At 35.7% G+C, this 11,721-nt stretch carries 14 protein-coding genes and 5 tRNA genes; all 19 read left to right on the top strand.

Annotation, left to right across the window (positions count from 1 at the left end; genetic code table 11):
- Positions 1 to 7 precede the first annotated feature (7 nt).
- The 19 genes from F1003_RS07550 (at position 8) to rplL (ending at position 11,648) form a co-directional block, all read left to right on the top strand.
- Positions 8 to 235, top strand: a complete 228-nt coding sequence (locus F1003_RS07550) for a PspC domain-containing protein (RefSeq protein ID WP_155088589.1) — start codon at positions 8 to 10, stop codon at positions 233 to 235.
- 1 nt (position 236) lies between these two features.
- Positions 237 to 1,259, top strand: coding sequence for a potassium channel family protein (locus F1003_RS07555; RefSeq protein ID WP_155088590.1), 1,023 nt, complete (start codon positions 237 to 239; stop codon positions 1,257 to 1,259).
- A 95-nt stretch (positions 1,260 to 1,354) separates the two neighbouring features.
- Complete coding sequence (locus F1003_RS07560; RefSeq protein WP_155088591.1) at positions 1,355 to 3,046, top strand: alanine/glycine:cation symporter family protein; 1,692 nt, start codon at positions 1,355 to 1,357, stop codon at positions 3,044 to 3,046.
- A gap of 17 nt (positions 3,047 to 3,063) precedes the next feature.
- Positions 3,064 to 3,936, top strand: coding sequence for a ComEA family DNA-binding protein (locus tag F1003_RS07565; protein ID WP_155088592.1), 873 nt, complete (start codon positions 3,064 to 3,066; stop codon positions 3,934 to 3,936).
- A 12-nt stretch (positions 3,937 to 3,948) separates the two neighbouring features.
- Positions 3,949 to 5,118 carry an acyl-CoA dehydrogenase family protein gene (locus tag F1003_RS07570; protein WP_155088593.1) on the top strand — a complete coding sequence of 390 codons (1,170 nt, stop codon included), beginning with the start codon at positions 3,949 to 3,951 and terminating at the stop codon, positions 5,116 to 5,118.
- Between the two features lie 108 nt (positions 5,119 to 5,226).
- Positions 5,227 to 6,117 (top strand): tyrosine-type recombinase/integrase, encoded by an 891-nt coding sequence (locus tag F1003_RS07575; RefSeq protein ID WP_155088594.1) that lies wholly within the window; start codon positions 5,227 to 5,229, stop codon positions 6,115 to 6,117.
- 71 nt (positions 6,118 to 6,188) lie between these two features.
- Positions 6,189 to 6,491, top strand: coding sequence for a ribosome hibernation-promoting factor, HPF/YfiA family (gene hpf / locus F1003_RS07580; protein ID WP_155088595.1), 303 nt, complete (start codon positions 6,189 to 6,191; stop codon positions 6,489 to 6,491).
- Between the two features lie 114 nt (positions 6,492 to 6,605).
- Positions 6,606 to 6,679, top strand: a tRNA-Thr gene (locus tag F1003_RS07585).
- Between the two features lie 63 nt (positions 6,680 to 6,742).
- Positions 6,743 to 6,825, top strand: a tRNA-Tyr gene (locus tag F1003_RS07590).
- Between the two features lie 236 nt (positions 6,826 to 7,061).
- Positions 7,062 to 7,134: transfer RNA gene (locus F1003_RS07595), tRNA-Gly, on the top strand.
- Between the two features lie 60 nt (positions 7,135 to 7,194).
- Positions 7,195 to 7,266: transfer RNA gene (locus F1003_RS07600), tRNA-Thr, on the top strand.
- Between the two features lie 65 nt (positions 7,267 to 7,331).
- Positions 7,332 to 8,519 (top strand): elongation factor Tu, encoded by a 1,188-nt coding sequence (gene tuf, locus F1003_RS07605; protein WP_155088596.1) that lies wholly within the window; start codon positions 7,332 to 7,334, stop codon positions 8,517 to 8,519.
- 64 nt (positions 8,520 to 8,583) lie between these two features.
- Positions 8,584 to 8,656: transfer RNA gene (locus tag F1003_RS07610), tRNA-Trp, on the top strand.
- A gap of 44 nt (positions 8,657 to 8,700) precedes the next feature.
- Positions 8,701 to 8,895, top strand: a complete 195-nt coding sequence (gene secE / locus F1003_RS07615) for a preprotein translocase subunit SecE (RefSeq protein ID WP_155088597.1) — start codon at positions 8,701 to 8,703, stop codon at positions 8,893 to 8,895.
- 19 nt (positions 8,896 to 8,914) lie between these two features.
- On the top strand, positions 8,915 to 9,460 hold the full coding sequence (nusG, locus tag F1003_RS07620) for a transcription termination/antitermination protein NusG (RefSeq protein WP_155088598.1): 546 nt from the start codon (positions 8,915 to 8,917) through the stop codon (positions 9,458 to 9,460).
- Positions 9,461 to 9,529: 69 nt separating this feature from the next.
- Positions 9,530 to 9,970, top strand: coding sequence for a 50S ribosomal protein L11 (gene rplK, locus F1003_RS07625; RefSeq protein WP_155088599.1), 441 nt, complete (start codon positions 9,530 to 9,532; stop codon positions 9,968 to 9,970).
- A 10-nt stretch (positions 9,971 to 9,980) separates the two neighbouring features.
- A complete protein-coding gene (gene rplA, locus F1003_RS07630; RefSeq protein WP_155088600.1) occupies positions 9,981 to 10,670 on the top strand; it encodes a 50S ribosomal protein L1 in 690 nt (229 codons plus the stop codon).
- A 19-nt stretch (positions 10,671 to 10,689) separates the two neighbouring features.
- Positions 10,690 to 11,211, top strand: coding sequence for a 50S ribosomal protein L10 (gene rplJ / locus F1003_RS07635; protein WP_155088601.1), 522 nt, complete (start codon positions 10,690 to 10,692; stop codon positions 11,209 to 11,211).
- Positions 11,212 to 11,270: 59 nt separating this feature from the next.
- The gene (gene rplL / locus F1003_RS07640; protein ID WP_155088602.1) at positions 11,271 to 11,648 is read left to right on the top strand and encodes a 50S ribosomal protein L7/L12; all 378 of its coding nucleotides are present in this window, start codon (positions 11,271 to 11,273) and stop codon (positions 11,646 to 11,648) included.
- Positions 11,649 to 11,721: the final 73 nt, after the last annotated feature.

An 11,721-nucleotide genomic window follows, 5' to 3' on the forward strand; every position in this document is an offset into this window, starting at 1 on the left:
TTGCAGTATGAATTTGTTTTACACCCTATTACATTATTTTCAAAAACGTGGTTACTATGTTTGCCAACGGATAGCAGACCGCTTAGGTATAAGGGCTAAGATTGTTAGAACCTCATTTATGTACTTAACCTTTGTAACAGTTGGGTTTGGTTTTGCACTGTATTTGTTTTTGGCATTTTGGATACGGATTAAGGATATAATTTATACAAAACGCTCATCAGTATTTGATCTATAGTATGAATAACCCTCTCATTAAACTTTTTAGGTCTAAAATTTATACGGCACTGTTATTGCTTTTTTTTGTGCTTTGTATAGGTGTTTTTGGATATAGGTTTGTTTCAGAATATAGTTGGATTGATGCTGTTTATATGACAGTTATAACTATTACAACTGTTGGTTATGGTGAAGTAAACCCTTTGGATACAGAAGCCAAGATTTTCACCATATTTTTAATACTCTCTAGTGTCGTCATTGTTGGATATGCAATTTCAATAATCACTGAGTATATTTTGAGCAAAAATAATTTTGAAGATATAAAACAACGTAGGATGCAGAAGAAAATAGATGAAATGACCGACCATATTGTCATTTGTGGTTATGGTCGCAATGGCAAGCAAGCAGCAAAAAAGTTGCTGGCCTATAATAAGCCATTTTTAGTTATAGAACGTAATAAGGATGTGATAGAAAGATTCCAAGAAGACGATATTCCATTTGTTTATGGAAATGCCAATGAGGATCAAACGCTGTATGATGCTGGCATTGAACGAGCAAGTACTTTAATTTGTGCCTTACCGAGTGATGCCGACAATTTGTTTGTAGTGTTATCTGCTAGACAAATTAATAATGGAATGACCATAATCAGTAGAGCGTCAGAAGAGACATCATATAATAAGCTCAAATTGGCAGGTGCCAATAATGTTATTTTACCAGATAGGATTGGAGGAGACCACATGGCATCTTTAGTTGTAATACCAGATTTAGTAGAGTTTATTGATAATTTAGGAATTGTTGGAGAAAGAAATATTAATGTAGAAGAGATAAAAGTAGAACAACTTTATAATGTTAAAGAGGCAAGAACTATAAGAGACTTAGATCTTCGCAAAAAAACGGGTTGTACAGTCATTGGTTTTAAGGATGCCAAAGGCGATTATGTTGTTAATCCTGAGGCAAGCACTAAATTAGTAGCTGGCTCCAAAATTATTGTTCTTGGGCGTCCAGAACAGATACAACGTTTAAATTCTGAATACAATATTGTTTAAGCTCTAAAACCATTTTAACGTCTAAGGCTTTATAAACTCAAATTTTTTTAGCATCTTGTCGGCTTTAATATAAAAACTAACTAATAACTATACTCATGAAGAAATATCTTCTATCACTTTTTGCACTTTCTTTACCATTATTGAATTTTGCACAAGAAACTACCTCTGAAAAAATCGATAGAATTTTTAAGGACTATACAGGTTGGTTTGTTGATGGTATATTTTACGAAATTCCATTTTCAGAAACCTACCAAATTCCTTGGGTATTAATTGTGTTGATTGGTGGTGCTTTGTATTTTACGATATATTTTAAATTCATAAACATTACAGGCTTTAGAACAGCGATAAAAGTTGTTAGAGGCCAATACGAGGATATTGAAAAGCATGGAGCAGATCAATTGTACGGAGATGAAGGTATTGCCGTTACAGCAAACTTAGATGAAAATAAACCTCAGGCAGATACATTGTATGGGGATAGTACGCCAAATGAAGGTGAAGACCTCATAGAAACTATTAGAGATGAAGGTGCAGACGGTGAGGTGTCACATTTTCAGGCTTTAACAGCTGCATTATCCGCTACTGTTGGTTTGGGAAATATTGCTGGTGTAGCAGTGGCCTTGTCCATTGGTGGTCCTGGTGCAACGTTTTGGATGATTGTAGCCGGCTTGTTAGGTATGGCGTCAAAATTTGCCGAGTGTACATTGGGTGTAAAATATAGGGATGTTGGTGAAGACGGTACCGTGTATGGAGGTCCTATGTATTATTTAACCAAAGGATTAAAATCAAAAGGTATGGGAGGCTTTGGTAAGGTCTTGGCCGTGTTGTTTGCCATATTTGTAATTGGTGGTTCTTTTGGAGGTGGTAACATGTTCCAGGCCAATCAAGCAGCTGCTCAATTTGTAAAATTATTCGATTTAGAAACTTCAGATAATGCAGGTTTATATTTTGGGTTGGTAATGGCAGTTTTAGTGGCTGTTGTTATTATCGGAGGTATAAAGCGTATAGCAAAAGTAACGGAGAAAATTGTACCATTTATGGCTGGGATTTATGTTCTTGCCGCTTTAATTATCCTTGGTGCAAACTTTTCTTTAATTGATGATGCGTTTAGCTTGATTTACAATGGTGCATTTACAGGCTTAGGTATTGCAGGTGGACTTGTTGGAGTTATGATTCAAGGTATTAGAAGAGGTGCATTTTCAAACGAAGCTGGTGTTGGGTCGGCAGCAATTGCCCACTCAGCAGTTAGAACAAAATATCCTGCTTCCGAAGGTATTGTCGCCTTATTAGAGCCATTTGTAGATACGGTTGTTATCTGTACAATGACAGCTCTGGTAATTGTAATCACCAATTTTGATGGAGGATTTATGGAGTATGGTGTAGAAATTACTGAGGGTGTAGAAATTACTGCAAGTGCTTTTGATTCCGTAATTCCACATTTCTCAATCATACTTACCATTGCGGTAATTCTATTTGCATTTTCAACAATGATCTCTTGGTCTTACTACGGTATGCAAGGCTGGGTGTTTTTATTCGGAAAAGGAAAGCTAACTGACTTGGCGTATAAAATATTATTCTTGTTTTTTGTTGTGGTCGGAGCTTCAATAAGTTTAGGAGCGGTAATCGACTTCTCAGATGCCATGATTTTTGCTATGGTTGTACCTAACATCATAGGAGTGGTATTGCTATCACCAATAATTAAGAAAGAACTTAGTAAATATTACAGGGCAATAAGTGTTAAAGAAGATGCTATTGATGATGGTGCTGAAGATTTAAATGAAAAGCTTTAAACATAAATAGTTTATTGATGAAATCCCATTTCCAGTTTTCTAATCAACAACGGAATGGGATTTTTTTATTAATTTTCATCATAATAATAGCACAGTGCATTTGCGCATTTGTCGATTTTTCCAATGACAATGTTCCGGTCAATAATAAGCAATTAGAAACTTTTAGAAAGGAGTTAGATTCGCTTCACGTGGTGGAAATTGAAAACACCAAACCTAAAATCTATCCTTTCAATCCGAATTACATTACAGATTATAAAGGTTACACTTTAGGGATGACTAATGAAGAAATTGATAGGCTCCATCAATTTAGGGAAACTAATCGTTGGGTAAATTCAGCTAAGGAGTTTCAGAATGTGACAAAAGTGTCGGATTCATTTTTAGCAACAATATCTCCTTATTTTAAATTTCCAGATTGGGTGACAAATCCGAAACCTAAATCAAATGCATATAGTAACTCATTTTCAAACAACACACCCAAAACTTATACTCAAAAAATTGACTTAAATAAAGCAACAGCTTCACAACTACAGAAAGTATATGGAGTGGGTGAGAAACTTTCAGAGCGCATTATTCAATATCGAAAGAAGCACAAAGGTGGTTTTTTAGCAGATGTAGAGCTTATGGAAGTTTGGGGATTAACGCCAGAGGTGATTGAGCGTATAAAAAATGACTTCACAGTAAAAACACCGAGAGAAATCACAAAGCACAACATAAATTCTGCAACTAGAGATGAATTGGTTACAATTCAATATATAGATTACGAAGTTGCTAATAACATTATTGAAGAACGAACGTTGCGCGATGGCTTTAAATCTTTAGAAGAATTAACAAAAGTTGAAGACTTTCCTATCAAAAAGATCGAGATAATTAAGTTATATTTGCATCTGTAAAAATTGCACCATATGTCTAATATATATTTCACGGAAGAACATAATTTATTTAGAGAAAGTCTTAGGGGTTTTTTGCAAAAAGAGGTTGTGCCTCATATCGAAAAATGGGAAGAAACTGGTCATATAGAGCGTTTCATCTGGAAGAAATTTGGTGATATGGGTTACTTTGGTCTGGCATATCCTGAAAAATACGGAGGACTGGATTTAGACTTATTTTACACCGTTATTCTACTTGAAGAATTACAAAGAATTAATTCAGGTGGTTTTGCCGCAGCCATTTGGGCACATGCATACCTGGCAATGACCCATCTTAATAAAGAAGGTGACGACGCAATAAAATCAAAATATCTGGCAAACAGTATTTCTGGAGATATGATAGGTTGCCTTTGTGTTACAGAGCCATTTGGTGGAAGTGATGTGGCTGGTATGAGAACTACTGCTGTGAAAGACGGAGACTATTATATTATTAATGGCTCTAAGACTTTTATAACAAATGGTGTTTATAGTGATTATATGGTTGTTGCTGCTAAAACCAGCCCAGAATTGGGTAACAAAGGTATTAGCATTTTTGTTGTAGATAGTAATACCGAAGGTGTGTCCGCTACAAAACTAGACAAATTAGGTTGGCGCGCTTCAGATACTGGAGAGATAGCTTTTGATAATGTTAAAGTACCTGCGAGTCAGTTGATGAGCGAAGAGGGAAAAGGCTTTCCATATATTATGCAGCATTTTGCACTAGAGCGATTAATTATGGGAATCAACGCACATGCCAGAGCAGAATATGCATTAGAATATACGTTGCAGTATATGTCCGAGAGAACAACATTCGGAAAGTCTTTAGATAAGTATCAGGCTTTACGTCATAGGTTCGTAGATATGCATGCAGATATGCAACTATGTAAAAGCTATAATTATATGGTTGCTGACCAATTAGAAAAAGGTGCTTATGTAGTTGAAGAGGCTACAATATCTAAACTAAAATCCACTAAGATGGCAGATGAAGTTGCCTATAACTGTTTACAGTTTTTGGGTGGTTATGGTTATATGGAAGAATATCCGCTTGCCAGAATATTTAGGGATAGCAGACTTGGTCCAATAGGAGGCGGAACATCTGAAATTCTTAAAGAAATACTTTCCAAAATCATTATAGACAAGAAGTCTTATAAACCAGCGACTCAGTAAAAGCTTTTAAAACTGAATCACAGTCCTGCTCTTAGTGGGACTTTTTTATTTTCATTTGTAAATTTTCCGATGTAAAAGGTTATATTTAATTTTTGACAAAATTGACCTATGAGCCTTAAAGCATTTTCAGACTATTTATTATTAGAGAAGAAATATTCTAAACATACAGCTTTAGCTTATATCCGTGATTTAGAAATGTTTCAAGAGTTCTTAAAAGAAGCTCATGATGAAATCCCAATTTTTAAAGTAGGTTATTCAGAAATAAGACAATGGATAGTGGAACTGGTCAATAGCGGAATATCTAATAGGACGATAAATAGAAAAATATCTTCGCTCAACTCATATTATAAATTTTTGCAAAAGATTCAGCAAATAGAAGCTAATCCATTAAAACAACATAGAGCACTTAAGGTAGGCAAGAAAGTACATTTACCTTTTTCAGAAGAAGAATTGAAACAAGTCCTAGAACATTCCATTGAGATTAATGATTTTGAAAGTGCAAGAGACCAGCTCATTATTGAGTTATTTTATGCCACAGGTATAAGACGGATTGAACTGGTTAATATTAAAACCTCAGACATTGATTTCAGTAAAAAACAACTTAAGGTTTTGGGTAAGCGTAACAAGGAACGCTACATTCCACTTATAGATACTTTGGTTGAGTCGTTGGGGCGATACATTGACTATAGGGCTCAGTTGCCAATAATTGAAGATAAAGATCAATTATTTTTAACAAAAAAAGGTCTTAAAGTTTACGAAATGCTTGTTTACAGAATAATAAATAAGTATTTTAGTAAAGCATCTTCAAAGGCAAAATGTAGCCCACATGTATTAAGGCATTCGTTTGCAACACATTTATTAAATGAAGGTGCCGATTTAAATGCAGTAAAAGAACTTCTTGGACACACAAGTTTAGCAGCTACGCAGGTATATACGCATAATGGTATTGCAGAATTAAAAAAAGTGTACGCTAAATCTCATCCAAGAAATATTCGCTAAGTATACTAACCTTAGCAGCAAAAGAAATATTGAAGTTTTTCAATATCATCGTATAACTTAAAAAGCAGCGTATGAAAGTAAACACCCAATCCGTTAATTTCACAGCAGACAGAAAATTAATTGATTTTATTCAAAGAAGAATGGATAAGTTAGATATGTTCTATGATAAAATAATTCAGTCTGATGTTTATTTGAAGGTTGAAAACACCAGTGACAAGGAAAACAAAATTTTTGAAGCCAAAGTGCGTGTTCCTGGTGATAGTTTTGTTGTGAAAAAACAATGCAAAACTTTTGAAGAAGGTACTGATATTGCTGTAGCTTCTTTAGAGCGGCAAATTAAAAAGAGAAAAGAAAAGTTAAGAGCAAGAACTTAATTAAAATTTTTTCAAAAATGTTTTGAATAAAAAAATAAAACACTACATTTGCAGTCCGTTAGAAATAGCGGACTTTTTTGTGGTCTAAATTTGACTGTAAAAAAGTAAGAAAAAGCCGATATAGCTCAGCTGGCTAGAGCAGCTGATTTGTAATCAGCAGGTCGTGGGTTCGAGTCCCTCTATCGGCTCTTAAATATCTAAATAAGTGCTTAAAATTTAGATGTTTATGTTTTGAAATTTTGAATAAAATTGGGGAGATACTCAAGCGGCCAACGAGGACAGACTGTAACTCTGTTGTCTTTCGACTTCGCAGGTTCGAATCCTGCTCTCCCCACAAAAATTTTAAATAAGCTGTTGTCAAAAGCTCGCTTTTGTAAAAGCAGTGTTTTAAAATTTTTAGTGAAGGGTCTCCCTTCACGGGTCACTGAGCGAAGCGAAGTAATCCTTATTTATAAACCATGAATAAAAGATAAAAGTTTTATTCTTGATTTAATTGAAAAGGATCGAGCAAAAAGCAGAGATCCATTTGAAATATTGAAAACCATTAATTAAGGAGACTTAATTATAAATGCGGGAGTAGCTCAGTTGGTAGAGCGTCAGCCTTCCAAGCTGAATGTCGCCGGTTCGAACCCGGTCTCCCGCTCTAAATTTCCTGCGAAGGCAGGAATCTCACTCATTCAGAGAGAGAATCAAAACACTTTACGCCGGTGTAGCTCAGGGGTAGAGCGTTTCCTTGGTAAGGAAGAGGTCACGAGTTCAAATCTCGTCATTGGCTCTTTTTTCTAAGATAGTTTAGAACAAAAATTGAACACTAATATTAAAGATTAAAATAAATTAAACATGGCAAAGGCAACTTTCGATCGTTCAAAACCACATTTAAACATTGGTACTATTGGACACGTAGATCACGGTAAAACAACTTTAACTGCTGCTATTACTAAAGTATTAGCTGATGCAGGTTTATCAAGCGCGATGTCGTTTGATCAAATTGATAATGCTCCAGAGGAGAAAGAAAGAGGTATTACAATTAATACTTCACACGTCGAATATGCAACAGCAAATCGTCATTACGCTCACGTTGACTGTCCAGGTCACGCGGATTACGTAAAGAACATGGTTACTGGTGCAGCTCAAATGGATGGTGCTATCTTGGTTGTTGCTGCAACAGATGGTCCTATGCCACAAACTCGTGAGCATATCTTACTTGGACGCCAGGTAGGTATTCCTCGTATCGTTGTATTCATGAATAAAGTGGATATGGTTGATGATGAAGAGTTGTTAGAATTGGTTGAAATGGAAATCAGAGATTTATTATCATTCTACGAATATGATGGTGATAATGGTCCTGTAATTGCGGGTTCTGCCTTAGGTGCACTTAACGGTGAGCAAAAGTGGGTTGATTCTGTGATGGAATTAATGAAGAATGTAGATGAGTGGATTGAAGAGCCAGTTCGTGATATGGACAAGCCTTTCTTAATGCCTATTGAAGATGTATTCTCTATTACTGGTCGTGGTACAGTAGCAACTGGTCGTATTGAGACTGGTGTAGCTAACACAGGTGACCCAGTTGAAATCATCGGTATGGGTGCTGAGAAATTAAATTCTACTATTACTGGTATCGAGATGTTCCGTCAAATATTAGATAGAGGTGAAGCTGGTGATAACGCTGGTATCTTATTAAGAGGTATTGAGAAAACTCAAATCTCTAGAGGTATGGTAATTACTAAGCCAGGTTCTGTAACACCACACGCTAAATTTAAAGCTGAGGTTTATATCCTTAAGAAAGAAGAAGGTGGACGTCACACTCCATTCCATAACAACTACCGTCCACAGTTCTACGTACGTACAACTGACGTAACTGGAAACATTCAGTTGCCAGATGGTGTTGAAATGGTAATGCCTGGTGATAACTTAACTATTACTGTTGAGTTAATCCAACCAATTGCAATGAATGTAGGTTTACGTTTCGCTATCCGTGAAGGTGGTAGAACAGTTGGTGCTGGTCAGGTAACTGAAATTTTAGACTAAACAAATTATAGTTAAATGATATATTAAGGTGTCCCGAAAAATCGGGATGCCTTGATTATTATTTACGGGTTTAGCTCAGTTGGTAGAGCACTGGTCTCCAAAACCAGGTGTCGGGAGTTCGAGTCTCTCAACCCGTGCAAGACAAAATGAGCTAACAACTTAGCTTAAAAAAGATATACAAATGGCAGGAGTAATTACATATATAAAGGAATCATTTGAGGAGTTAAAAAACCATGTGTCATGGACACCATGGCCAGAAGCTCAAAGATTGACTGTTCTTGTAGCAGTGTTTTCAATTATTTTTTCTTTGGCTATTTGGGGTGTAGACACTGTGTTCAGTAAAGCTGTGAAAGCTTATTTTGATTTTTTAAACTAACAAATATACAAGAGAGAAGATGTCAGAAAAAAAATGGTATGTTGTTAGAGCAGTAAGCGGTCAAGAGAATAAAATTAAGACCTACATAGAAAATGAAATTTCTAGGTTAGGTTTAGAGGATTTTGTTGATCAAGTATTAGTGCCTACCGAAAAAGTGATTCAAATACGTAACGGAAAGAAAATAAACAAAGAGAAAGTTTATTTCCCAGGTTACATTATGATACAAGCCAATTTAAGTGGTGAGATACCTCACATTATTAAATCAATTACTAATGTTATTGGTTTTTTAGGTGAGACAAAAGGAGGAGACCCTGTGCCATTAAGACAGTCTGAAGTAAATAGAATGTTAGGTAAAGTAGATGAATTGGCAATTGAAGCAGATGCTAATGTTGCAATCCCGTTTACAAAAGGAGAAACTGTAAAAGTTATCGATGGTCCTTTCAACGGATTTGATGGTACTATCGAGAAGATAAATGAAGAAAAGCGTAAGCTAGAGGTAATGGTTAAGATTTTCGGAAGAAAAACACCATTAGAGTTAAGCTATATGCAAGTAGAAAAGTTATAATAATTGTTACAATAAAGATAGCGCATGGTCTAAGCTTCCAAAATAGACAAGCGCACTAAAATTTAAAAAATGGCAAAAGAACTAGACAAAGTAGTTAAGTTACAAGTTCGGGGAGGTGCTGCGAATCCATCGCCACCGGTAGGACCCGCTTTAGGTGCCGCTGGAGTTAATATTATGGAGTTCTGTAAGCAATTTAATGCTAGAACCCAAGATAGACCAGGTAAAGTATTACCTGTGGTAATTTCGGTTTTCAAAGACAAATCATTTGACTTTGTAATCAAAACTCCACCAGCAGCAGTACAATTATTAGAAGCGGCCAAAGTAAAGAAAGGATCAGGAGAACCTAACCGACGTAAAGTAGCAAAAGTAACTTGGGATCAAGTTAAAGCGATTGCTGAAGATAAAATGCAAGATTTAAATGCATTTGAAATCGGATCAGCTATGAAAATGGTAGCTGGTACAGCAAGATCGATGGGTATCACTGTTAAAGGAGGAGAAGCTCCAAACTAAATTTTTAGAAATGGCAAGATTAACAAAGAAGCAAAAAGAAGCAAGAGCAAAGGTTGATAATAACAAGCTTTACTCCGTAGAAGAAGCTTCAGCTTTACTAAAAGAAATTACATATACAAAGTTTGACGCTTCAGTAGATTTAGCAGTTAGATTAGGTGTAGATCCACGAAAAGCCAATCAAATGGTGCGTGGAGTGGTTTCTTTACCACACGGTACAGGTAAAGACATGAAGGTTCTTGCATTAGTAACTCCAGATAAAGAAGCAGAGGCTAAAGAAGCTGGTGCTGATTATGTTGGGTTAGATGAATACTTACAGAAAATAAAAGAAGGTTGGACAGATGTTGACGTTATCGTTACTATGCCAAGCGTTATGGGTAAGTTAGGACCATTAGGTAGAGTATTAGGGCCAAGAGGTCTTATGCCAAACCCTAAGACTGGTACAGTTACTATGGACATAGGTAAGGCTGTTAGTGAAGTAAAGGCTGGTAAGATAGATTTTAAAGTTGATAAAACAGGCATTGTACACGCACCAATTGGCAAGGCATCATTTAGCACTGAAAAATTGGTTGGTAACGCAAATGAGTTATTGACAACTTTGATGAAATTGAAACCAACAGCATCTAAAGGAACATATGTAAAGAGCATTTATATGTCTAGTACAATGAGTCCAAGTATTGCAATTGACACAAAAATAGGGTAGTAGTTAAACTTAGAATATTATGACAAGAGAAGAAAAATCCGTAGTAATTGAAGAGTTGACTGCTCAATTAGCAGATAATACAAATATCTATTTAACAGATATTTCTGGATTAGATGCAGCAACAACTTCAAATTTAAGAAGAGCGTGTTTCAAGTCTAACATAAAGTTAGCTGTTGTGAAGAATACACTTTTAGAGAAAGCAATGGAAGCATCGGACAAGGATTTCGGTGAGTTACCAACGACTTTAAAAGGTAATACATCTGTAATGTATTCTGAAACAGGTAATGCTCCGGCAAAAGTAATTAAAGAGTTTCGTAAAAAATCAGAGAAGCCTTTGTTAAAAGGTGCTTTCATTGAAGAAGCAATTTATGTTGGAGACGATTTATTAGACACATTAGTAGATATTAAGTCTAGAGAAGAACTTATTGGCGAGATCGTTACATTATTACAATCTCCTGCTAAGAATGTTATTTCAGCACTTAAATCTAGTGGTGGAACAATCGCTGGAATTGTAAAAACATTATCCGAAAGAGAAGGATAATCACAAAGAACACAATTAAAAAATTATAATAAACACACACAGATTAAAACAATAGAAAAATGGCAGATTTAAAAGATTTCGCAGAACAATTAGTTAACTTAACAGTAAAAGAAGTTAATGAATTAGCAACTATATTAAAAGACGAGTACGGTATTGAGCCTGCTGCTGCAGCTGTAGCTGTTGCTGGTGGTGCTGCTGCAGGTGGTGGAGACGCTGCTGAAGAGCAAACTGAATTCGACGTAATATTAAAAGCAGCTGGTGGTTCTAAATTAGCAGTAGTTAAATTAGTTAAAGAATTAACTGGTTTAGGTTTAAAAGATGCTAAAGGATTAGTAGATGACGCACCAAGCCCAATTAAAGAAGGTGTTGCAAAAGACGAAGCTGAAGCTTTAAAAACTCAGTTAGAAGAGGCAGGAGCTGAGGTTGAGCTTAAGTAAGCTTACCTTAACCTACAACATATGGTTTAGGTCTGTCCCGAAAAAACTTCGGGATAGGACCTAAACCCTTTTG

Source organism: Winogradskyella ouciana, assembly GCF_009709615.1.
Taxonomy (GTDB): domain Bacteria; phylum Bacteroidota; class Bacteroidia; order Flavobacteriales; family Flavobacteriaceae; genus Winogradskyella; species Winogradskyella ouciana.